The organism is Pseudomonas sp. SZ57 (assembly GCF_009495975.1).
In the GTDB taxonomy this organism is placed as follows: domain Bacteria; phylum Pseudomonadota; class Gammaproteobacteria; order Pseudomonadales; family Pseudomonadaceae; genus Aquipseudomonas; species Aquipseudomonas syringae.
Map to the genome: position 1 here is coordinate 91,444 of NZ_WIBD01000003.1, position 23,338 is coordinate 114,781.

Sequence of the window (23,338 nt, forward strand, 5' to 3'; positions counted from 1 at the left end):
GTCTCTTGAATTAGTGTTTGATCAAAGGCTGCGCGTTAAACCAAGCCGCTCTTGAGTCGTGCGTCGTTAATACCCGCTAACTGTGTTTCAATGGATTGAAGCCGCTCGCTCAATTGCAGTTTTTCGGCTTCGAGGGCGAAAATAAGTGCTGTTTCGTCTGCAAAATCGACGTCTTTTTTATCATATTTTGACTCGGCAGTGACAGGGTTTTTACTGTCGGCTTCGGAATTACTCTCTGAGCCTGGGGACCTAGCATAAGAGCGTTGCGTCGGTGCTTTGCTCACCGAGCCATCAAGGTGTTGAACCGGGACTACCAGATCTCTGTCACCTTTGACCACTCTAACCCCCAACTGAGTTTCCGAAGCCTTTTTGCGTTGGACGATGCACACAGAGTTAATGAACTCCACCGAGTAGATCTCCGATAACAGCTCCTCAGTAAGACGCTCTGTGATGCAAAAAGTAGAAAGCCGTTCGAGTCGTGAGATGGGGAGACCCCAGTGCTCGTAGTTAATGATGTCAGACAAGGCCTTGAAGAAGTTGATGCAAGATGTCGGATGATCCAGGCCGCCCTCATAGTCAGCCCAGTAGCTGCAGTGCAGGTCTTCCGCGACATAAATACCGTCGTAGCGCAGGCGAGAAAACAGATTGCTGAACGACTTTATGATGTCTGAGCTGAGGTGGGATCCATCGTCAATGATAATATCGAATTCGCTCGACAGTGAAGCAATGGAAGACAATGTGTTGGGCTGATTGATATCGCCTATGATAATGTTGATGTTGCCAGAGGCATATTCAAGCTGGGAGCAGGCCGGATTAATATCACAGCCTATAATGTGAGTGGCTTTTGGAAAATACTGACTCCAGATGTCCAGCGATCCACCGTTCTGCACGCCAATTTCAAGCAATGCCAGAGGCTTGTCCCGTAGCGAGTTGAACAAGCGAGAATAGGCTGGAATGTAAAGACTCCACTTGTCTGAAATGAAACCTTGATGGCACATATAGAGATCTTGAAGGCTTTTTAGCTCACTCATGGCACATAATCCTCTGGTGCGACTCAATCTTCACCAAACAAGTCTCGGGTGTATACCTTGCTCAGGCAATCCATAATGTCCGCAGACAATCGATTGGCAACGATAACATCCGACATTCTCTTGAAATCGTTCAGGTTCTCAATAACCTTTGATCCAAAAAAATCTGTGTCTTCCAGGACCGGTTCATAAACAATGACGTTAATGCCTTTGGCGATCAGCCTTTTCATGACGCCTTGTATTGAAGAAGTTCTAAAGTTATCCGATCCTGCCTTCATGATAAGCCGATAAACGCCGACCGTCTTGGGGTTCAGTTTCGAAATCGCATTGGCGATATAGTCTTTTCGCGTGGCATTTGACTCGACAATTGCCCGCACAAGAGTATTAGGTACATCAGCATAGTTGGCCAATAACTGTTTGGAGTCTTTAGGCAGGCAATACCCTCCGTATCCAAATGAAGGATTATGATAGTGTTCCCCTATGCGCGGATCAAGACTCACACCTTCAATGATTTGTTTTGTTTGCAGATTGTGAATGTCGGCATAGGTATCCAGTTCATTGAAATAAGCTACGCGCATGGCCAAGTAGGTGTTGGCAAAAAGCTTGATAGCTTCAGCTTCTGTTGATTCTGTCAGCAGGACAGGCGTGTCCTTTTTCTTAGCGCCATCCAGTAGGAGCTGAGCAAAGCGTTGTCCTTTTTCCGAGCGGTCACCCACAATAATTCTTGACGGATGAAGGTTGTCATAGAGTGCTCGGCCTTCTCTCAAAAATTCAGGAGAAAAAATTATATTTTTATAATTAAACTGGATGCGCATGCGTTCGGTGAAACCGACAGGGACTGTCGATTTTATTATTATCGTAGTGCCAGCGTGAATTTGAAGTGCATTAGCAATTACTGATTCAACCGATGAGGTGTCAAAAAAATTTGTGACAGCATCATAGTCGGTAGGCGTCGCGATGATGACGTAGTCGGCTCCCAAGTAGGCCTCCGAATCAACGAGCGTAGCTCGTAGATTCAGAATTCTTGACGATAAGTAATCTTTGACTTCCGGGTCTGACATGGGCGCATGGCGAGAGTTTATAGCGTCCACTTTCTCTTTGAGGACATCCAGAAGGATCACTTCGTTATGTTGAGCAAGCAGTATGGCATTCGACACGCCAACATAACCTGTTCCGACAATTGCAATTTTCATCTGACGCTCGTTTTAGTAGTGCTAGAGTGACGAGTCTACGGTGAGGTCTGTAGGTCATTAAGGTTAAGTATTATTTCTTTGTGAGTAGATGCATAAGTCAAAAGCAGCCTGATCTCTTCTGACAGATAAAAAGATTCTGATGTGCTTTTGGTTAGGGTCATCACAAAGCCCGCGTCACTGTCAGCGTCGGGATAGAGTTCCAGAACATCCAGTCGATGAATATAGTCTATGTGTATATGAATGTCAGCGCTGCCGTTATAAACAACTGAAACCTCCGGTTTGGAGCATGACAGGGTGTCGAACGTCCATCCTTCGACGTGTATAGATCGGTTGTGCTCAGTCAAAAGTAGCACGTCAACCGAAAGAAAAGCACTCTCCACTTTTAGAGCTTCAGAAATAAGATCATTTATCTTAACGCCCTTAAGCTGCTCTCTGTATCTGGGCAATAGGTCAGGGTTGGCCCTAATTAATGCAACCGCTTTGTAAAACCGCTCAAAAATGAAGTGCCTGGCCTCTGCAAGCAGTGCTCTGATTCCCGTTCTTTGCAAGAAGTCTTCAAAGCCTGAGTCGTAGTGTTCAAGCAAGAGAGCGTCAATTTTGAAAGGAATGCCAGGACCTGAATCCAGATCTGCCAAGTAGCCTGTTCTATTTGCTTTAAATACATTGTCATCATTTTTATGACCACGGCCACGCAGTAAGGATGACAGGTATTCTAGGGAGGATCTGTTGATCTGATGAAGAATAAACGCATCGTCATTTAACGACGCCTTTGTTTCCTCAAAAAACGCAAGTGGAGCTAATGATTTATTTTGAGTCTCTTCGTCATCTCCAGAGAACACAACTTTATTATCGAGCAGGTAGAGCCCTTCATAAATCAGATGGTTGTGTATAGATAGCTCTTCCATTTGCGTTGTTAGTTTGGTAAGGGTTTTTAGGTGCCTGTTCTTTTGGACAATATTAATGTTAGAAAACGGTGGGCTAAAAACGTGCTTGAAACGGTCAGGTGAGTCTATAGCCCATTGGAATGAGATAGCATCAAATGATGCAGACTCAAGAATGTAATCTTTGATCGATGATTTGAAGTTTCTTGGAGTCCAAAACTCATCGAGGTCAAGAAACATAATATGAGAACACGTTGATTCCAGTAATGTCTCAAAATAAATCTTTGAGTAGACTCTTTGTTGAAACGGCAAATCTTCTTCCAGGCATTGCTTCAGGAACGCATCTGCGTTCCTGAATTTGATCACGTCAGACCCGTAATGCTCCGCTAATACAGTGAGCATCGGGTCAGAGACATCGGTGGTGTTGTTTAACCAAATTTCAATCTCGTCAAATCCAAAAAACAAATGGTGGTATATCCATTGAGGTATATAGGCTCCTTCGTCTTTCGCAATAGCAGCCAGTTTTATTTTTATACTCATGACCTGCTTATTCCTTAACCAATTTTCGCAAAAGCGTATGGTTTTTTGGATTTTTTGCTCACCTGTTCGACCGTTTCGAGTCCTGCTGCAAGGCTACTAATCGAGATAATGCGCTCAATGGCGTGGGCGAAGGTGCCATCTGTTTGCCCTAACTCTTCGTCGAAGTCACCCTCATCAATAGCAAGGTTTAGCAGCGGCAATAATGCTTTCGTTTGAGCAAAGAACATTGTTCCGGCGGGAAATTCCTTGTCAATAATTTCTTCAAACTCGAAGCCCAGGCGGTTGGCGAGCCGTGCGCAGTTTTCAGCGTTGCCGCCCCAATGATTTTTCAAGGGTACAAGGTGTCCGCTAGGCGACAAAACGCCGATGCGTTGGTTCTTGATAAGTGCCTGATGATTTTTATACAACGCCCCATCACTCACTAGCTTATCAACGAGTTCATTACGCCATTTATCACCGTCTTCGCGATGCTTGGATCGTTTAGTGTGCAACTTCAAGATGATGGGATATTCATCTTTCGCGACGATTCGTGCGAGGTGCATGAAAGGGAGTATGTCTCGGCCTAGGTTTTGAACGCCAGACAATAGATACGGTAAGCCTGAATCGTTCAACAGTGCTTCTACTTCTTTCTCGTTTTCATGAGGCGTCGAAACGTAAAGTTTTATTTTTAAGGAGGATGCGTTCTCCTGGATTTTTGAAATGAACTCTTTAAGTATGTCTACGTAAAATGCATGGATTACGATAGCCAGTTTATTATTGTCTTCTTTTATTTTTTCAGCTCTGACTGCCGCAGCCTTTACCAAAGACATTTTAGTTGATTCTAAGTAAGCGTAACCATATTTCTGGTCAGGTTCCAAATGAGCACCTTCTGCCCATTCATTCCAGGCATTGATGAATATCAGGTTTTCGCCACTGCCTTTGTTGTATTCGTTGACATATTTGATGGAGTTGTCCAGCCATTTCTGATAGAGCAGAGGTGAACTGTTTAGGAAGATATAGCCTTTGTTCTTTTTACGTGCGGTGTTGTCCCATGAAGGGCATGCGCCTCTAAATATAGTGAAGTCTTCTTTTCGGTAGTTATCGCTTTGAACGACCAGGTTTTCGTAGTTGAATAATCCACCTTCAAATTCATCGGGCAGGTTTTCCAACAATGCAGACGAGGGCGAAAGTCCAGCGCTATTGGGTGTAAAGTCTACCACAGCGTCAAAGCCAAACTCATCGGGGTGAGATTTTTCAAAAGAGTTTGTCATGGCAAGGTATATTTCGCCTATGCCATCTTTTCGGCAGTAATCACGCCAGATTTTAGCAGTTCGTTTTGCATCCGGAAGTTCGGCTGGTCGATAAACGACGACCAAAGGTTTACCGTCTACACAAATATATCTTTTGTCAGAAATATATTTCTTTATGTATTTTATGAACTTCAAGTCATCTTGGTCAGAGTGTTTTTGTGCCATTAACACATCGGACTCGTTACCGTCCCAACGGCGGGACCAGTTTTCATTGGCCCAGCAAAGGCAAAAAGGCATCGAGTGACTTTTGTCCTTATGAAACATTTCTATAGGCTTTTCAAGCAGACGTTTTCCGTCGAACCAGTAGAAATAGAAGCAGAAACCATCAATGCCGTAATCTTTAGCTTGAAGGATTTGGCGTTTTAAAGTTTCCGGTTTCAATAAGTTGTAGTAGCCCACGTCCTCATGAGGGACATGGGGTTGATAATGACCTTCGAACTGAGGTTTCGCGGGTTGTACATTAGTCCACTCAGTGAATCCTTTACCCCACCATTTGTCATTTTCAGGTATGGCATGGAATTGAGGAAGAAAAAGGCAAATCGTTTTAACTGTTTTCTCCGGTATGAAGCTATAGGTTCCGCGTTTGATCGGAGGGTTGTCGATAGTTCCCAGTTCTTCAATTTTCAAGAATCGTTTGAAGTTTCGGCCTTCCATGAGGCCTTGGAAAATGTAATGCTCTAACGGGTTTATTTGTGCTGAATAAACGTCTGGATTTAATTCAAAATAAGCGATGGTCGAAAATTTGGTGCTAGGGTCTCGGCCCATTTTCCAGCCGTATCTCATATAGTGGATGACGGGGTCTATGCCGCTCAGCGCGACGTCCAGATAAGTTTTTACATACCATGCTTTATCGAAGAGTTTCGAAGCTGCTATCGCTTCGTAAACGAAGGAGTTTACTTTTGGAGAGGCTCCACTTGCGTAGCTGTAATCGACGCCATCATCAACCCTGCTATGGCTGCGTATCGCCAGGGCCAGGTCTTTTATAAGATCTTTTTCCGTTTCTGGTTTTGCTTCAAAAGTAATGACTGTTTCTGTCGGTAGCTCGCTAAAATCAAGCTGCCACGTATAGTCGTCAATGATTTTCACAGGAGCGCCAGCGGACTCACTTAGGGGCGGCATTTCAACCGGCGCAGCGTGTTCAATGAACTCTCGCTGTGAAAGGCGAGCGGGCTGAGCTGCCGCAGCAGCGAGTATTTCGGTTGCGTTTCTACGCTGTTTGGCGAGCTTTATGTTGAATTCAATAAGTGAACTTATAGAGGGGTTTTGTTCAACTGCCAGCGTATAGAGCTCTAAGGCCTTGTCGTAATCATGCTCTCTCATCGCGAGGTTTGCTTGAGTCATCAAAGACTGGATCGGGACATTTTTCATAAAGTGCAAGCCTGTGAATAGATTTAATTAGACGATATGGCGTCTACGATTCTTCTGCTACCTTGGTATGGCCAAAGAACGCAAACCATAGATCATGCCTCGATACGTCGGTGAGTTCTCATGTTATTAACCATGATTGCTCTCACCGCGTTAGCTAATTCCTGCCACTCCTTCCAGCGCAGTGACTTTTTAACGGCTTCTCTTTCCAGCCTGCCCAGCTGAACTGATAAATTACTTACCAAGGCTGCTATCAGTATTTGGTCAGCATCTGAAAGAAGCTGCCATACGTTTGTATCGATAGCTTGTGGGCGGGCAAAACGCAGTTCTAACCGCAACCCGCGTCCGTCTTCACTCTCGACAAACCAATTGTCGATGACATCTCGCGCACTTTCCGGGAACTCCAGACGAGGGTTTTCTCCAAACCCTCCATTCTCGTCGACCGTTGCCAAGTTGTATTCAAGGCTATCCCAATGCTTCTCGCCGAGGCTCACATTGCTTAATGAAATACCGAGTGATCGGTAGTGTTCAGTTTGAATCGTGTTGGTCAATGTCACTTTGTCATAGCGTAAAGAGAGCGGCCAGTTATCCAGTCGCTCCACCAGCTTTGCCAACCCGTTCCCGAGTAAACTAGCGTTGACGTTTTTTGACACCGATGTGTCTGCTCCTTTATCAAGAGCACTTGCCATTCTCTTGAGCAATTCTTTCAGCTTTTTCCAGTCGCTCGTTCCCAGTGAACTCAGCAGCCAGTTTGTGCCTTGGTATGGATGACCCTGAATAGGAGTGCAAGGAAAAACGTCTTTGTCGGTCAGGCTATAAGGCCAACTGATCCAGTTTGAATTTTGTTTGTCAGTTCGGTGAATAAAAACCTCCACGTTGTCATTAAGACAGTAGGTTTTCATTTTTATTAAAGGAATCAGCTCATCGCCTAGATAAGCGTTGTGGATGTGCCATTGAACGACTTCTGCTGAGCCTTCATCCTCTAGGCGTTCCACTTCTACACGTTCCACTTCCCAGTGGGTTGGAAACTTTTCCAATACGTTCCTGAGTCGACTCGATTGCTGGTTCAAAGCTTGCGTATTCAGTTCATCACGCTGCATCAGTCGCTCGTAGGCTTCCTGTGCTTCGTGAAGCTTTTCTAAAAGAAGCTGGTTTTCAGACAACACATCATTAAGCTGCTCGAGCTGTCTATGCTGCTGAAATGCATTTTCCTCTTTTTCTTCAGCGGTAACCCTTTTCAGCTCCGACCTGAATGCTTCCAGCCGCTGCAGGGTTGCTTCGATTTCTGAATCGATCAGCATGGTCATCTCTTTTCTTGACTGGTTTTTTTCAAAACCTGGGCCGCCTTGAGTGGATCTAAAGCCCGCACTGACTTCCGGGCCAGCGCCGCCATAAACAGAAGTGTTATTCATTTTTACGCCATTAATTCTTGAGATTCATTAAAAATGACAAATTATTAAAAACGTCTGGCCAGCCTTGGATAACTTTGATCCGTCCGCGGGCGGCGTTGATTACGCTATCCGATGCCTGTTTACAAACTAGAAATTCTGTTCCGATCACGTGGACGCCCTTATGGGGTTATCATTCTTGCTTCGCTATCCCTTGGCGGCATCGCCAACCCCCCATAAGGCCCACTCAAATAATCCAGACTCAGCGCCGGGTGGTAATACGGGTCGCTTTGGCCAGATTGGGACCAGCGTTCGATAAAGCCTTGCTGTTCCCGTTGACCACGGGCTCGCTTTTCCGGAGTCTGGTCTTTGCCGCGGCTGGCCGATTCGGCGTGGATGAGTTCGGCGAATGGCGTCCATATGATGTTCAAGCCTTGTTGTCGAATACGCAGGCACAGATCCACGTCATTGAAGGCCACTGGGAAAGCCTGTTCATCCAAGCCTTGCAGCGTATCGAAGACCGATTTGCGCAACAGCAGGCATGCCGCCGTAACTGCGCTTTGGCGTCTGGTGATCTGATTCATGCCCAGGTAGCCAGGGTCGCGTTGTTCCAGGTGGTTGCCAGTGTGCGCGGCCAGTCCGTTGACTCCTACCGCCACGCCGCCGTGCTGCACCATGCGGTTGGGCCACAGCAGTTTGGCTCCCACTGCGCCGACGTTCGGACGGAGCAGTTGGCTGACCATTTCCTTTAACCAGTCGGCCGCTATGATTTCGATGTCGTTGTTGACCAGCCCGATCAGTTCACCTGTGGCATGAGTGACTGCATAGTTATTGATCGCTGAGTAGTTGAATGGATGAGGGTAGGGCAGAACCTTCACGCCGCGCTCAGACAGCTGTTGCAGGTAAACCAGGGTTTGCGGGTCACTGGACTGGTTGTCGACAACGATGATTTCCAGGTCAGGATAATCAGTCGCGGTCAGCAGGCCTTCGATACAGGTGCGCAGCAACCCGAGTTGGTCGCGGGTTGGAACGATCAGGCTGACGCGCGGCAGGGTGGCCGGCAAGGGCCACTGCGTACGCAACAGCGTCGGGAAGTTCGGCAGTTGTGTGACGCTGGCACCTGGTGCGAGGCTTTCGCTCAGCCAGGCAATCGCTTGCAGGCGTTGCGCAGAAGGTTCGGCTTGCTCCGGGCTGGCGGCTGCTAGATGGCTGCGGTGATAAAGCACGTGCGGCAAATGTGCGACGACGGCCTGGCTGGTCTCGGTGGCCAAGGCGATGGCCGCGCTCAACTGGTGCCAATCAAGAGTTCGCTGGCCATCAGTGGCGGGTATCAGCGCCAGTGCCTTGTCGATGATCGCAGCGCCGAAGATCGCACCGGGGGTGAAGATATCGGCCCCCATAAACAGGTCGATATCCCATACCGGTTTCAACCACGGCAGGCTGCGCTCGCCTTGTGGACCATCGCGATCACAATCTGCATAACCCCAAGCACAGCCATCGTCGAGCAGAGCACTCAGGTGTTCCAGTGCGTGCATTTCCAAGTGATCGCCGGCCATCAGCGGGACCACTGCGTCGCAGCCTGCTTCAAGTAACTGCTTGAGTGCGGGCAGCAGGCCAGTGGCGTCTGCTTTGACCAACTGATGAGGCGCTGTTCGCTGGCTGTTCATGCTCGCGAGGCTGATGGCTTCGAGCTGGGTGTCGCCGTCACTGATCAACAGCAAACCGATCCTGCAGTGCTGCAGATGATCGTCTTTTGGCGCAGCAGGACGGAAGCGTTCAAACCACTCGGGGTAATGATGAAAGCCTGCACTTTTCGGCAGGCGCATTGCCTGGTCCGCTGCAATCCGGGTCAGCAATGCCAGATTTTGCTCGGTGGGTGCGCGCTCATGCTGCTTGAGCAGACCTTCCAGCCCGTCGTGCCAGCAGCACAGGGTTATCGGGCTGCCGGAAAGCGTATGGCCGAGGTCATTTTCGATGTCCAGCGTATGTGGCTTACCATCAGCGAGTTCCCAGGGCAGATCAAAACTGAAACCGTGATCGCTGCTGGCGCGATAGACCAGCGCCTGGTGATGAACATTGCAGGTAGCCTGGCCCAGTACCCGACTGCCCTCACGCACGGTGATTTGCACATGCCGCTGCGGTGCATCCGGGTCCCAAGACCAGCCGCCGAGCCGCAGGCCACCGCTGTGCCAGACCTGAGACGCGATGGGCGCCGGCTCTGCGCTGGGCGTGGTCGGTAATTGCAGGTCGCCCGCAAGCCAGCAGTCACTGTTGGCCACCCGGGCGCTGATGTGCTTTGCATTATCCAGCCAGCCTTGGCGTAGCTGTACACCAAAGCCATGGAATGGATCATCCGCACCGACACGGGGATGAAACTGGTCGGCCCGCACCAGTGAAACGCAGGCGCCGTCGACGTAGACCTCGACAACCAGGCGTTCATCCATGTGCAGGGTATCGAGCGCCCAGCCTTGCAGCACATCGCCATACAGGCCGGTGATGGCACCATTGAAGCGGTTATTGCCGGGGGGCTGAGCGGTCGGGTCGGAGTTAACCTGTGGGTGTTCTGAGATCATGTCCGACTCAATGAAGTAAGCAGTGTGTTGATCGGTAATGCTCCGGCTTCCTGGGCGAGCGGCCCTGGCATGGCGTACAGCGGCAGACCCAGTTCGACGGCCAGGTCCGCAGCGCGCCAGGATGCGCCTGGGCTGCGCTCCAGGCTCAATGCGGCGGTGCATCCGCCAAGCAGAATGCAGTCGGCCTGGCTCAAGCCTTGCGCAATGGGCAATGCATGAATTGCGCCAGTGGCGAGCAGGGGGGCGACCCATGGGCCGTCCTCTGCAACGAGCAGTACCAGAGATTGATTTTCGTGTGTGATGCGCCTGCCCAGTTCCAGCCACTGTTTGGCAATGTCAGGGTCTGAAAGGCGGTCGGCAATCAGCAGGGTGGTTTGCACGGAATCGCTGTTCGGCAGCGCTTGGGGGGCTGACCGGATCAGAATATCGGCCTGGGGCAGAGCGGCGGCGTAACGCTCGCGCAGGGCCTGCCACGGCAACTCGATGCTCTGCGCCTTGCGTGCGAAATGCGGCCAGTCGAAGCGGCTGTCTGGCGTGAGCAACGCGTCATCGCGGCAAACGATTCGGTAAGGTTTATTCAGTTGCTCGGCCAGTGCGCAGAGTGCTTCAGGGCAATTGGCGAGGTTCTGATAGATCAGCTCTTCCAATGGCAGGCTGCGCAGGTCGTGCAGCAGTTGCTCGGTGTCGGCAGGCAGTTCGTAATCAAGGCTGAATGCCAGCGGCAGCACGTTGGCCTGCAGCGTTGCCTGCGCATGCTGGCCCTTGTTCCGCCACGTGAGGCTTAAAGGCGCTTGCGATGCTGTGCTGTTGGCGATATGCAACTGCCGCAATGCCGGTGTCGACAACTGCTCGGGCAGTTGCACAAGGCGCGCGCGTTGCAGAGCCTCACGCGCATGCCTGATGGGATCGCGCAGGCAGAAGTTTTCATAGCGCGATGACGCGTCCGGGTAGCGACGCTTGAGGATGGCGTTATTGTGCGCCACCCGCAGCGCCTTTTCGGCGCCGAACGAAATCCCGCCCTTGTGCGCAACGAACACATTGGGCGCGCCCACATGACGCCAACCCAGGCCGCGTGCCCTCAGGCACCAGTCAGTTTCCTCACCATAACCGCGCAGCAGTTCGACTTCATCCAGATAACCCACACTGTCCAGAGCGCTGCGTTTGATGTACAGGCAAAAGCCGCAGCCGGTTTCGAGTTCCATGGCCGGGCTGCCAGTCATTCGCGCCAGATCGTCCAGGCGGGCCTGTTCTGCTGCGCTGGGCATCGGATGGCTGAAACGGCTTTCAGGAAAGCTCATCAACTCGCCGTTATTGGTGAACGGGGTGACCGAGGCGATGGTTTCGTCGGCATAGGCAGTCGTACGCAGCCGGTCCAGCCAGTCACCCTGCACACGGGTGTCGGCATTTAACCAGACCACATCCTGCTTCGGGCTCAAAGCCATCGCCCGGTTCATGCTGCGGATGAAGCCCAGGTTGATGGGGTTCTGCACCAGAGTAATTTTGCCCTTGCCCGCGAGAACCTTGAGGGCTTTGCGCAGCGCGGGGACCGGCGTTGCGTCTTCGATCACCACCAGACGATGAGGTGTGCGATTGCGTTTGCGCGCTTCCAGCGCACTGTTGATACACTCAAGGGTTTCTTCCAGCCCGTCGTAAACAGGGATGAGTACATCCACCGGCTGCTTGTCACCAACCTTCAACGCCGCAGGCGGAGCAATGAAAGTCGGCATTGCTGACAGCGGGCTGCCCAGCAGCGCAGTGCCGTTATCGAAGCGCACATGCACGGCAGGGGTGGCGTTGGGCACCTTGATGCGAATACCGCCGTGAGTCGCAGGCAATCCTGCCGCTGTCAGTAACGGGTGCGGGGCGCTGGCGACCATGCTGATCAAGTGACCGTTGGCTTCCAGTTGCAACGACACAGGCGTCTGCACATCGTGCACGTCGATGGCCCAGCCGTGGATCTCCTGCACATCAGGCAGGTAACGGACCACGCCCAGCGTGCCTGGCAATCCGGTCTGCGCAGCCAGCAGTTTGAGTACCAGAGTGAGTTCGTTGGCAGCGGTAATATCAGGGAGGTGCGCGAGAATGATGCGGCGTAAGTCTTCGGGTGTTTCCGACAGGCTGCGTGCCTGCCAGAGCATCATGCGTAGCGAAGCGTCGGCAGGCAGTTTTTGCCAGACATTGCTCATGTAACGGTTGGCCAGTAGCGGCTGACCCTGGGCAATGATGCTGCGCCCGAGCAGGGCGTGAATATCCGCACGCAGAGGAAAAGCATGCGCGGCGTTGAGCAAATAAATAAAAGCAAGCTTTGGGTCTTGCGGCAGGGCCTCGATACCTTTCCAGACCAGTGCTTCCGGACGGTATTCAGGGGTCTGCAGCGCACACTCGAGTGCCACGGTGGCAAGGTTGTGCTCATCGGCCTGGCGGTGGCGATGAAACATATCCATGAGCGTTTCTCGCCCACGGTCGAGGTGTCTGGACATAAGCTGGCGTGTTCACTTTAAAAATAAAAGAGGGGCGACCCGAAAGTCGCCCCTTTTTGCATACAACCCGGCCTTGCGGCCGGGCGTATTTGTTACAACGACGGGGCTAGTTACACCGCGCCGTGCAGCACGATAACGTTGTCGTTATGTGCTACTGCTTCCTGCGAACCAACGATGCCGATAGCGACGTCAGCGTGGGTGCCGCCGTTAGCCAGAACTTCAGTCCAGGTAGCTTTGCCGCCTGCATCCGAAGCGCGACCGGTAGCGGTCAGGTACAGATTGTCGATGAAATCGCTATCTGCCTTGGCAGCAGCTTCCTGCGAACCAACGATGCCCTGAGCCACTTCAGCACGGCTGGAGCCGTTGAACAGCTGCGATACCCAGTTGTCCAGGCCGCCTTGGTCAGCAGTACGGCCTAGCGCTGCGGTGTACAGGTCCCGAACGAAGTCACCGTTCGACTGATCGAACGTCTGAGCTTCTGCGGAACCAGCAATACCTGCAGCTACATCAGCCAAGGAACCGCCGCTAGCCAGCAAGGCCTGCCAGTTGGCCAGACCGCTGGAATCGGCACCGCCAGTGCGACCCAACAATTCGGTGTACAGGCTGTTGATAGGCGCAGCACTCGAATTGTCGGAGAACTCAGCGGAGTTCAGGAAGGTATTCGCGATTTCTGTCAACGAAACACCGGAGTTCGCAATACCCGCGAACGCCTGAGCGCCACCCAGATCTGCGTCACGGCCCAGAACGCCTTCATACAAACGCAATGCCGCAGCTTCAGTGTCGTTCTGTGCCAGAACAACAGTTTCAACAGCGCTGGTAGTAGTGTTGACGAAGGTCAGGAACTCAGCGCCAGTGATCGAGGCAGTTTGCGCGCCGGTCAGGTTGACGTTGAAGTTGTTGCCAGCGGTGAAGGTGTAGTCAGCAACCGAGCCGTCCAGCTGCACAACGTCGTAGCCTGCGCCTGCATTGACAACGTCTGCGTGGTTAACACCACTCAGAACGATGGTGTCGTTGCCGGTACCGGTGATGATGTTGTTGTTGCCAGCACCAGCGATAACAGTGTTGTTACCGTTGCCAGTGATGATGGTGTCGTTGCCTGCACCAGCGTCAATGAAGTTGTTCTGATCGCCATTAACGATGATCACGTCATCGCCCGAGCCAGTGGTCAGCAAGAACTGAGTGGTGGCGGAAGCATCAGCCGAAACAGCAACGCGAGCCAGCGACGAAACGTCGGCAGCAGCATCAGTAGCGATGGTCGGAGTGATGTTGACGCTCAGGTTAGCCTGGCTGTCCAGAATGATCGCCTTGGCAGCAGCTACTTCAGCGGTAACATTCAGGGTAACCAGGTCGCCGCGTGCGCCAGCGATAGTGCCAGTGATCACGTCGGTAGTACCGGTTTGGCCGGTAGGAATCTCAAGGCCGTTTACACCGTCCCAGCTAGCCAGGTTTACAGTGGAAGCGCTGTCCAGAGCCAGCAGAGTGCTGATTGCGGCAGTGGTGCTGTCGGTCAGGCTGGTAGCTGCCAAGAACGAGTTGAACTCAGTTGTAGTTACCGGGGCATCGTATTGCATGGGAAATTCCTGTTACTTCAAGCCATCTGGCCTGTGCTGCTAATTTTCTGCGTCAATGCAGAGTTTTCCCACGGAGACTTATAGCGGGCAGCGTTCATCTTCGTAGCGGGTGCGATGCAAATGTGTAACGCCACCAGGGGCTCTGTGCCGGTGGGGCCGTACATCATCTGGTTGGCGACAATGACCTGCGGCGCAGCGCCGCGAAAGACAAGGTGGCCAGACAATTCGTAAAAATGCCGATCGGGTCCGACCAGGCTGAAACCTGCTGAAACCAGAGGCAAAGACTTGCCACGGGTACCGGTGAAGGCTCCCGTAGCGACATTAGGGCTAGGGCCGGAGCCTGCAACGGTAGAGGTGTAAACCAGGTCCACGCCTGCCGGCTTGTCGTCCCACAGGATGGAAAATCCTTCAAGGCGACGGGTGCCGTCAGGTTCACCGGTCCAGCCTTCCGTAGACATCACATCACCTTCGCCTTGCAGATGTGCGACCAGCTTCAGCGCAACGGGCGTGAGAGTCGACGAGATTGCCGCGCTCGGTTCGGCAGTCGCAGCGATCGTGAAATTGCGCATGATGGCGGTAGACGTGTCGATTCGGTCGATGCGCAAGTCGATAGGGTCGATGACTGCGTCGAACATATGGTATTCGGTGATCAGAACCGTGGTGATACCACCCTTGACGCGAGCAACGATAGTATCGCCCAACCGGGTCAGCATGTTCTTGCTGACACCTTCGGCTGGAAAGAAATCAATAGAACCTTTACCCAGTGGGGCTTGCTGCAGTGCGATGCACACAGGCTTGTCCGCGGGTGGCTGCGAGGCATAACGGAATATGTACATTCCTGGCTCGAGCAGCGTCACGCGAGAGCTGATCTTTAATCCATCGAGTTCTGGAGACTGCACCCAACAAGCTTCCTTCTTATCCTGAGCGGCTAAACCGTCAATCCCGTTAGAGGTCTGACAATAAGCTGCTCGGGTACTGCTACATAGGGTTAATGGCCGTGTGCTAGCCAGACTGCGAGAGTAGTCCTTTGGTAGGAAAAGTCAATTTGAATCAGGTGAATTTTCGGCAGCTAATGTGTGGAATTTCTTACACTCATATTTCGCTCAAGAACGGCCCTGTTGGGGCGGTAGGTGGCCGAAAGCCATAGGCTTTTAGGCTTTGCTCACGTCCGGCCGGATTGATTCGGGATGTTTCTGCGCTCACGTGCAGGCTCACGTTGGTCCATGGGTAGGAAGTTGAAGTCAACAGGTGTTATTGTCCTACAAACCGCTGTAGTGGAAGTGTTTAATCGGTCAGGTTTTTAGCGGGACACGCCTAGCGGCCTCAGCCTTTTGCCCATAAAACTCTACCTAGGCCATATCCCTAGCTTCTTACCGCACTCATGCGTATATGACAGTTTTTGCATTGCACACTTTTATTTGCACTGTAAGATCAAAAAATAAACGTTCAAAGTTTGTGCAAGTATCTGGCGCCACGTGGGTGATGCGGACGAACCTTGACGTCCAGGAAACCTTCACTTGTATCTGGCTGCCTTTTGCGTATTTTGATGGCGCCATAATGCTGCGTTGCTTCAAAAGCAGGTGCTACACTGCCGCGCGTTCACCGATCTCTCATCAGTACGGATTCTATGAGTCGTTCACACGAAAATAATTTGCAGGTAGCCCTCAAGGCTTGCAGAGGCAGCTTTATCTCAGTCGGTTTCTTTAGTCTGTTCGTAAACGCCTTGATGCTGGTCCCTACGTTTTACATGATTCAGGTTTCCGGGCGGGTGGTGCCTAGCAGCAGTACCTCTACCCTGTTCATGCTGACTCTGATCATGACCGTGCTGATGTTGACCTTGGGGTCACTAGAATGGGTCCGATCGAGGATTCTCGTTCGTATCAGTAATCGGCTGGACATGATGCTTAGTAGGGATGTGTACCGGGCCAGCTTTAAGAAAGCGCTGAGCAGTGGTGGTATGGATGCATCCGCGCAATCACTTAACGATCTCACGGGATTGCGCCAATATCTGACAGGTAACGGCCTGTTTGCATTTTTCGACGCCCCTTGGTTGCCCATCTATACGGCCGTCATGTTCATGTTTCATCCTTGGTTCGGCTGGATGACAGTAGCCTGCGCGATTGTCCTGGTGATACTTGCCTACCTGAACAATCGCTATACCGGTAAGTCCTTGATCGAGGCCAATCAGCAAAGCGTGGCAGGAAATCTTCAGACGACCAAAAACCTGCGCAATGCCGAAGTCATCGAATCGATGGGTATGCTTGATACCTTAATGGCGCGCTGGGGCAAGCGCCAGCGCAGAGTCCTGGTGCTTCAGTCAGATGCCAGCGACAAAGGCGGCGTCATCACTTCGATTTCCAAGACCTTCAGAAACTGGTCTCAGTCATTCATGCTGGCGCTAGGTGCTTATCTGGTGATTACTCACCAGGTGAGCCCAGGTCTGATGATGGCGGGCTCTTTGCTCTTAGGGCGTGCGCTGTCGCCAATCGATCTGATGATCGGCAGTTGGAAAGGTTTTGTTGCTGCACGTGTGCAATATAGCCGCCTGAATGAAACCCTTGAAAAGCTGCATAACGAACCGGATCGTATGGCCCTACCTGATCCTGAAGGGCACATTCAGGTCGAGAATCTGGTGGTTACTCCCCCGGGAGCGAAAACACCGGTAATTCGTAATATAAGCTTTGTTGCGCCAGCAGGAACCGTCGTCGGTATCGTAGGACCGAGCGCGGCAGGCAAATCGACGCTGGTCAGGGCTCTACTGGGCATTTGGCCCGCACAGCACGGTACGGTGCGCCTGGACGGTGCCGACATCAGTGCCTGGGACAAGCAGAAGCTTGGCCCGCACCTGGGCTATCTGCCACAGGACATTGAACTGTTCGAGGGCAGCATCAGCGATAACATCGCCAGGTTTACCAAGGTCGACCCCGAGAAAGTGGTTCTGGCGGCGCGCACCGCGGGTGTGCATGAAATGATCCTGCAACTGCCCGACGGCTACGACACCGTGATCGGCAGTGATGGCGTCAACCTGTCCGGTGGGCAGCGGCAACGCATCGGTCTGGCCAGGGCTATCTACGGCAGCCCGCGGTTGATTGTGCTGGATGAGCCCAACTCCAATCTCGATGAAGTCGGCGAGCGCGCTCTGAGCGTGGCGCTGCAGCTGATCAAGGAGTCAGGTGCGACGGTATTCATCGTCTCTCACCGCCCGAATATTCTGTCGCGGCTTGACCGGGTAATGGTCATGAACGCCGGCACTATTACCTTGTACGGCGCGCGTGATCAGGTCATTGCCGAGCTGGCACAACAACAGGCGAAGGCGCAGCAGGCTCAGCAACGCGTGGCTCCTGCAGCCACCGGTGTCGGCCCTGCGCAACCTGGCGCGTGAAAGGAATTCATGAATGAGCATTAAGACAATATCCACGCTCGACACGCACTCGGATGATATGCCCACCTCTGACAGGGGTATTCGTCGGATAGGCGCAGTGATTGTGCTGGTCACTTTTGGCTTGTTCGGAACCTGGGCGGCATTCGCTCCATTGGAAAATGCCGTCTATGGTACTGGGTTGGTCACAGTGCAGAGCTATCGCAAAACGGTCCAGCACCTTGAAGGCGGTATCGTCAAGGAATTGCTTGCGAGAGATGGAGACACTGTACGAAAAGGTGATCCTTTAATTGTGCTGGATGACTCACAACTTCGTTCTCAATATGAGTCCACTCGCAACCAGTTGGTCTCTACTCAGGCCAGGGAGGCGCGACTGCGCGCTGAACGTGACGAGTTGAATACAATTCCGCCGTTGGCCGTCAGCGGTACAGACAGTCAGCGGGCCAAGGAAGCAATTGAAGGCGAAGAGCAAGTGTTCCGGGCCCGGAAAAACTCACGCCTCACCGAGATATCGGTACAACGCGAACGCATCGGGCAATTGAAGCAGCAGATCCTTGGCCTGCAAGACATGATTCGCACCAAGATCAGCCTTGAAAAATCCTACAGCAGTGAGATCACTGAGTTGAAGGATTTGCTGTCCCAGGGCTTTGTCGACAAGCAGCGCTTGCTTGAGCAGGAGCGCAAGCTGGACATGCTCAAGTCTGAGGTAGCCGATCACGAGTCCACGATCACCAAGACTAAGTTGCAGATCAGCGAGACCGAACTGCAGATCATTCAGTTGAACAAGAACTTCAGCTCTGATGTTGCGAAAGAGTTGAGCGACGTGCAGGCCAAGGTATTCGATTTGCAGGAGACTGCGACCGCGCTGCAGGACCGCCTGTCTCGCGTGGTCATTCGGGCTCCCGAAGACGGAATGGTACTGGATATGAAAGTTCATACCGTGGGCGGCGTAGTCAGCGCTGGTACGCCATTGCTGGATATCGTGCCGGAATCTGCCGAGCTTGTGGTAGAGGCTCATGTTTCAACCAACGATATTGATCGAGTCGCTGTGGGTCGACTAACTGACGTACGCTTCAGTGCGTTCAACAGTGCAACCACGCCGGTAATACAGGCCGTAGTCACTAGGGTTTCTGCTGACCGCCTGACGGATCCTGCTTCCGGTGACCCTTATTATCTCGTGCGTGTGAAGCTGACTGATGAGGGGTTGAAAAGGTTGGAAGGTCGTAAACTGCAACCTGGCATGCCTGCCGAAGTGCTCATTAATGCTGGTGAAAGGACGATGCTGGAATACCTGATGAAGCCGGCTCGTAACATGTTCGTTAAATCGATGATCGAGGAATGATCGTGCTGCGCTTCGTTCCTGTGTTCCTTTCCCTCGGGCTGGCCAGTGTTCAGGTTCATGCAGACCCTACGCAGCCCGCTGCACCCCAGGTCACCAGCGCTTCTGCATACTCCGTGGATCTGATGAAGCTGTATCGCGAGGCGCGTCTGGAAGACCCGCGCATGCTGTCTGCCTACCTGCGTGCCCAGTCGGCAGTCGACAGTGAGCGCGATGCGCTCGGCGGTCTGTTGCCGCAGGTGACTGCAAACGGCAGTTACAACCGGATCCTGCGTAAGGACGACACGCAGCGCGAGATCTATAACAACTCCAGCTATTCGCTCAACCTGACCCAGTACCTGTACAACAAGCAGGCCTGGGAAACCTACCAGAAGGCCAAGAGCACGACGGAGCAGAAAGGCCATCAGGCCGAAGATGCCCAGGCTGAAGCCACGGTAGATCTGGCCAAACGGTATTTCCAGGCGCTGTCTGCCGACGATGAACTCGAGCTGATCATGGCTGAGCGCCGGGCGACGCAAAAGAGCCTGGATCGGGTCAGTGCGATGTACGACAAGAAGATGGCCGTCGTCACTGATCTGCTGGATCTGAAGGCGCGTGTCGATTTGCTGGCCGCGCAGGAGGTTGACGCCCGCAACCAGATCAGGCTCAGCCGTGCTGCGCTCTCTGAAATTGTCGGTCGGCCGATCACTGAGCCGCTGAGTCGCATCAGAAACGACATTGCGCTGCAGGTGCCGTCCAAATCGATGGACACCTGGGTGGCGCAGGCCATCGACAGCAACCCGCTGCTCAAGGCACGTGAAAGCAGCCTCGACGTCGCCAACGCGGCGGTACGTGAAGGCAAGGGCGGGCATTATCCGACCCTGACCTTTACTTTGGGTGCCCAGCAAAGTGACGTGGGCTATGACAACACCCTGTCACCGCGCAGCGACAGCTATGTGGCGACGATCGGTGTGCGCGTGCCGATTTACAGTGGCGGCTCGACCTCTGCGCGGGTTCGTGGCCTGTACAACGAGCAACTGGCCACCGAGCAGGATGTGGAAAGCGTGCGCCGTCAGGTGGTCAAGGAAACCACCAACGCCTACCTGACGGCGTTTTCCAGTGTCGAGAAGATCCGCGCCAACAAGAATGCGCTGGCATCTTCAGAGCAGTCGAGCATTGCGGCGCAAAAAGCCTTTTCTTATGGTGTCGTTAACGCGGTCGATGTGCTGACCAGCGTGCAGAACGAGTTCAAGGCGCGGCGTGACCTGCTCAAGGCGCAGTACGATTTCATTACCAACCTGTTCATCCTCAATCGATGGGCAGGCCGCCCGCCACAGGAGAGCGTCGACAGCGTCAATGTCTGGCTGGGTGGTACCAATCCGGCAGTCGAGAAGGCTGCGGACTCAGCCTTGAAAAAGACGCCCTGATCGCACCCGCGGCGCGCTTCAGGGCTGTTGCCTGGCGGCTCTTCTAGCGACGAGCCGCGAGCACCATGCGGTAGATATCCAGCGTGTTCTGCGCACAGGCATCCCAACTGAAGTGACGCGCACGTGCCAGCCCCGACTGGGCCTTGCGCTCACGCTCTTCAGGCTGTTCCAGTACGGCGAGCATCGCGGCACTGATGCTCTGCGCATCGTGTGGGTCGACAGCCCATGCTGCATCGCCTGTCACTTCCGGTAGTGAAGAATTATTGGATGCGATCAGCGGGCACTGTGCCGCGAATGCCTCGATGGCCGGCAGGCCGAACCCTTCATACAGCGAAGCAAACACCAGCGCTTCGGCACTTTGCAGCAGCGCCAGCACCTCATTCTGTGGCAGGTAACTTAGCCAACGGCCTTCGCCACGTTGCTGCAACGCCTCAAGCTGCGGTAGCAGTTCTTCGTTGCTCCAACCGTCACGACCGACAATTACCAACGGATGCTCTTTACGTACCTGTGCGGGCAGTTGCTGGAAGGCTTCCAGCACGCGCTGCAGGTTCTTGCGAGGCTGCAGGGTGCCAACTACCAGAAAGAAGCCGGGTTTGAGGCTATAGGCGTCCAGCACCCTGTTGCGCTCGGCGGCGCCGATGCGCTCGAAATACACAGGGTCCACGCCTAGGGGCGTGACGCTGATGCGCTCTGGCGCGATGCCCAGGTGACGAATCATGTCCTGCTTGCTGTATTCGGAGATGGTGATGATGTGATCGGCACGTTCGATGCTGGTGGTGAACAGCCAGCTTTTCAGGCGCTTGAGGTCTTGCTTGATCCATTCCGGGTGCAGCACCGGAATCATGTCCATGATCGTAGCGACGACAGGTACGCCTTTGATCCGCGGAATATGGTGATCCGTGGCATGGAACAGTTGTACGTCTTTGGCGATGCTTGCCGAGCTACCCAATGGCAGTTTGAGGACGCCACTGAGCACGGCATGAATACGGTAGTCGCTGGACAACTGTTGCGGCTGACCACAGGCCAGGACTGGCAGTTGCTTGCCGAAAGCGTAAGGTTTGACGTGGATATCTTCAGCCTGACTCAGCTTGGTCAGGCTGTGCCAAAGCGCCCTGGAATATATGCCGATACCGTCCAGATGGCCGGCACGTTCGCCTTTCGCCCAGACCGTACAACTTAAGCCTATATCCATGTTCTGTCGTTCTCAATGTCGATCAATTACATTACTTCTCAATGGTGTACCAAGGCAGCGTATTACGCTTGCGTGTGGCGGATATGCGGAGTCGGGCGCGGAATCGGGCGCGAAGACTAACATGCGGCGGCCTGGCTCGCACGGGGTGGCGAGCAGTTGCGGCGACGGAGTTACTGAATGGTAGGCATATTGTAGTGGCCTTCATGTTGCATAGCAGCCAGAGCACCCGGATAATGGGCCTTTGCCACGCCTTCGTGGCCCAAGAATGGAGCGTCTATGTTCACCCCTGTAATCCTGGCTGGCGGTAGTGGTTCGCGGTTATGGCCTTTGTCGCGGCAGAGTTTTCCGAAGCAGTTTCTTGCCCTTGATGGCCAGGATCAGGGAACCATGTTTCAACGCACACTGGCTCGCCTGAAAGGCCTTGAACACGCGCCTGCGGTAGTTGTGAGCAATGAAAATCATCGCTTCATCGTCGCCGAGCAACTGCGTGTAGCGAAGATGGGTAGCCGTCGTGTCATTCTCGAACCACTTGCCCGCAACACGGCGCCGGCCATCGCTCTGGCTGCGCTCGAAGCAACGACTGATGGCACTGACCCGATTCTGCTGGTGCTGGCTGCCGACCACCATATCCATGACGAAGAAGCTTTCCGACAAGCCGTAGCGGTTGCACAGGTACATGCCGAGGCGGGTCGTCTGGTGACGTTCGGGATTACCCCGACTCACGCTGAAACCGGTTTTGGCTACATCCACTGTGGTGAATCCATTGCCCAGGGCGGCTTCGCGATTGAGGCCTTCAAGGAAAAGCCTTCGCCGGAAATGGCTGCCGAATACTTGTCCTCGGGTGCTTACCTGTGGAACAGCGGCATGTTCATGTTCCGTGCCTCGGTGTTCCTGGCTGAGCTGAAAAAGCATCGCTCCGACATATTGTCTGCCTGCCGTATAGCCTTGGCTGACTCCGATGCCGACAACTACTTCCTGCACGTTTCGGCCGAGAAGTTTGCCTTGTGCGCCGATGAGTCCGTGGACTACGCGGTCATGGAGCACACCGACCTCGGTCTGGTCGTGCCACTGGATGCAGGCTGGAACGATCTGGGCAGTTGGGCAGCGATCTGGGACGTGGGCCCGCACGACGAAAATGCCAACCGCCTGGAAGGCGATGTGATGGCAATCGACACGCGCAACTGCCTGGTGCAGTCGCACCATCGACTGGTTGCTACTGTTGGCGTCGAGGACCTGATCGTCATCGAAACCAAGGACGCCGTCCTGGTTGCCAACAAGCACAACAGCCAGCAGGTCAAGGACGTAGTCAAGCGTCTGCAGGCAGAAGAGCGTCCCGAGTTCGTCACTCATCCACTGGTCAACCGCCCGTGGGGCCACTACGACACGATCGATCTCGGCGAGCGTTATCAGGTCAAGCGCATCAGCGTACTGCCCGGCGAGTGCCTGTCGCTGCAGATGCACTACCACCGCGCCGAGCACTGGATCGTTGTATCCGGTACCGCCAAGGTTATCTGCGACGATCAGGAACTGATCCTTTCCGAGAATCAGTCCACTTACATCCCGCTGGGCGTCAAGCACTCGCTGGCCAACCCTGGCAAGGTGCCGTTGGAGCTGATCGAAGTGCAGTCCGGCTCGTACCTGGGCGAAGACGACATCGTGCGCTTTGAAGACCGTTACGGTCGTCTGAAGAAGTAATCCGACATCCGCTGCATGC

14 protein-coding genes are annotated in these 23,338 nt (G+C 53.3%); 4 read left to right on the forward strand and 10 right to left on the reverse strand.

The genetic code is table 11. The annotated features are described in order from the left end of the window. Positions 1-35: 35 nt before the first annotated feature. The 9 genes from GE543_RS04055 to GE543_RS04095 all read right to left on the reverse strand — a co-directional run bounded on the left by GE543_RS04055 (position 36) and on the right by GE543_RS04095 (position 15,144). Positions 36-1,031, reverse strand: a complete 996-nt coding sequence (locus tag GE543_RS04055) for a class I SAM-dependent methyltransferase (protein ID WP_153220846.1) — start codon at positions 1,029-1,031, stop codon at positions 36-38. A 23-nt stretch (positions 1,032-1,054) separates the two neighbouring features. Further along, the gene (locus tag GE543_RS04060) at positions 1,055-2,221 is read right to left on the reverse strand and encodes a nucleotide sugar dehydrogenase (RefSeq protein WP_046236401.1); all 1,167 of its coding nucleotides are present in this window, start codon (positions 2,219-2,221) and stop codon (positions 1,055-1,057) included. A gap of 35 nt (positions 2,222-2,256) precedes the next feature. Beyond that, entirely contained in the window at positions 2,257-3,642 is a 1,386-nt protein-coding gene (locus tag GE543_RS04065) for a glycosyltransferase family 2 protein (RefSeq protein WP_153220848.1), read from the reverse strand. Between the two features lie 14 nt (positions 3,643-3,656). Beyond that, positions 3,657-6,299: a glycoside hydrolase family 99-like domain-containing protein gene (locus GE543_RS04070; RefSeq protein WP_046236403.1), complete on the reverse strand. Its 2,643-nt coding sequence runs from the start codon at positions 6,297-6,299 to the stop codon at positions 3,657-3,659. A 92-nt stretch (positions 6,300-6,391) separates the two neighbouring features. After that, positions 6,392-7,708, reverse strand: a complete 1,317-nt coding sequence (locus GE543_RS04075; protein ID WP_153220850.1) for a hypothetical protein — start codon at positions 7,706-7,708, stop codon at positions 6,392-6,394. Between the two features lie 158 nt (positions 7,709-7,866). Continuing rightward, entirely contained in the window at positions 7,867-10,257 is a 2,391-nt protein-coding gene (locus GE543_RS04080) for a glycosyltransferase (protein WP_046236405.1), read from the reverse strand. After that, positions 10,254-12,701, reverse strand: coding sequence for a glycosyltransferase family 2 protein (locus GE543_RS04085; protein WP_178118541.1), 2,448 nt, complete (start codon positions 12,699-12,701; stop codon positions 10,254-10,256). Before GE543_RS04085 ends, GE543_RS04080 begins: the two co-directional genes overlap by 4 nt. Positions 12,702-12,847: 146 nt before the next feature. After that, positions 12,848-14,308 carry a DUF4214 domain-containing protein gene (locus tag GE543_RS04090; protein ID WP_046236407.1) on the reverse strand — a complete coding sequence of 487 codons (1,461 nt, stop codon included), beginning with the start codon at positions 14,306-14,308 and terminating at the stop codon, positions 12,848-12,850. A 17-nt stretch (positions 14,309-14,325) separates the two neighbouring features. Further along, on the reverse strand, positions 14,326-15,144 hold the full coding sequence (locus tag GE543_RS04095) for a hypothetical protein (protein ID WP_010424838.1): 819 nt from the start codon (positions 15,142-15,144) through the stop codon (positions 14,326-14,328). Positions 15,145-15,935: 791 nt separating this feature from the next. On the opposite strand from GE543_RS04095, the gene GE543_RS04100 reads away from it, so the two are divergent. The 3 genes from GE543_RS04100 to GE543_RS04110 are packed head-to-tail and all read left to right on the forward strand — an operon-like array spanning position 15,936 to position 20,432. Further along, positions 15,936-17,690 carry a type I secretion system permease/ATPase gene (locus GE543_RS04100; RefSeq protein WP_153220854.1) on the forward strand — a complete coding sequence of 585 codons (1,755 nt, stop codon included), beginning with the start codon at positions 15,936-15,938 and terminating at the stop codon, positions 17,688-17,690. Between the two features lie 13 nt (positions 17,691-17,703). Then, a complete protein-coding gene (locus GE543_RS04105) occupies positions 17,704-19,029 on the forward strand; it encodes an HlyD family type I secretion periplasmic adaptor subunit (RefSeq protein ID WP_032658927.1) in 1,326 nt (441 codons plus the stop codon). Next, entirely contained in the window at positions 19,026-20,432 is a 1,407-nt protein-coding gene (locus GE543_RS04110; RefSeq protein WP_153220856.1) for a TolC family outer membrane protein, read from the forward strand. Before GE543_RS04105 ends, GE543_RS04110 begins: the two co-directional genes overlap by 4 nt. A 43-nt stretch (positions 20,433-20,475) precedes the next feature. Here the strand turns inward: GE543_RS04110 and GE543_RS04115 are convergent, their stop codons facing one another. After that, the gene (locus tag GE543_RS04115; protein ID WP_153220858.1) at positions 20,476-21,624 is read right to left on the reverse strand and encodes a glycosyltransferase family 1 protein; all 1,149 of its coding nucleotides are present in this window, start codon (positions 21,622-21,624) and stop codon (positions 20,476-20,478) included. Between the two features lie 276 nt (positions 21,625-21,900). Between GE543_RS04115 and GE543_RS04120 the strand changes: the two genes are divergently transcribed. After that, complete coding sequence (locus GE543_RS04120) at positions 21,901-23,319, forward strand: mannose-1-phosphate guanylyltransferase/mannose-6-phosphate isomerase (RefSeq protein ID WP_153220860.1); 1,419 nt, start codon at positions 21,901-21,903, stop codon at positions 23,317-23,319. The last annotated feature ends 19 nt before the right edge of the window (positions 23,320-23,338 follow it).